This is a genomic window from Desulfosporosinus metallidurans (assembly GCF_001936615.1).
Lineage (GTDB): Bacteria > Bacillota > Desulfitobacteriia > Desulfitobacteriales > Desulfitobacteriaceae > Desulfosporosinus > Desulfosporosinus metallidurans.
Window position 1 is genome coordinate 1 of the sequence record NZ_MLBF01000195.1, and the last position, 494, is coordinate 494.

The window sequence follows — 494 nt, forward strand, 5'->3', positions numbered from 1 at the left end:
CATCGCCAGTCTTTTTACCCCCGGGCCATGTCCTATCGGCTGCTCAAGGGCATCCCCGACGACGACGTGGCCATGGCCGCCGCCTGTCTGGCCCTGGTCCCGTCCCAGGCGGCCGGCGTCCTGTACACCCGTCTGCCCGAGGCCCCAAGCCGCCCGGACGTGCTTATAAACGCCGTCTGGGGCCTTGGCCCCTATGCCGTTGACGGGGTCATCACCCCGGACGCCTACCTGCTCAACCGCAAAAATCTGGAGGCGACCTCGGTGACCGTGGCCGACAAGCCCCGGATGCTGGTGGCTGCGCCAACCGGGGGCCTGACCGACGTGCCGGTGCCAGCGGACAGGCGCAGCGCCCCCTGCCTGACCGCCGGGCAGGCCCGCACCCTGGCCGGCTGGGGACTGGCCCTGGAGCGCCATTTGCGGCCGGCCCCAGGACATGGAGTGGGCCTTGGACGATGCGGGCGAATTGATCATTCTCCAGTCCCGGCCGCTGACCG

The 494-nt window shown here is 70.2% G+C and carries 1 protein-coding gene and 1 pseudogene; both read left to right on the forward strand.

The window, feature by feature from the left end; translation table 11 throughout:
* Positions 1 to 72 precede the first annotated feature (72 nt).
* A pseudogene (locus tag DSOL_RS26350) lies at positions 73 to 354 on the forward strand (PEP/pyruvate-binding domain-containing protein); the annotation flags it as partial.
* Positions 355 to 433: 79 nt separating this feature from the next.
* Positions 434 to 494: hypothetical protein (locus tag DSOL_RS30320; RefSeq protein WP_427854467.1), on the forward strand; the 61-nt coding region annotated here is incomplete at its 3' end.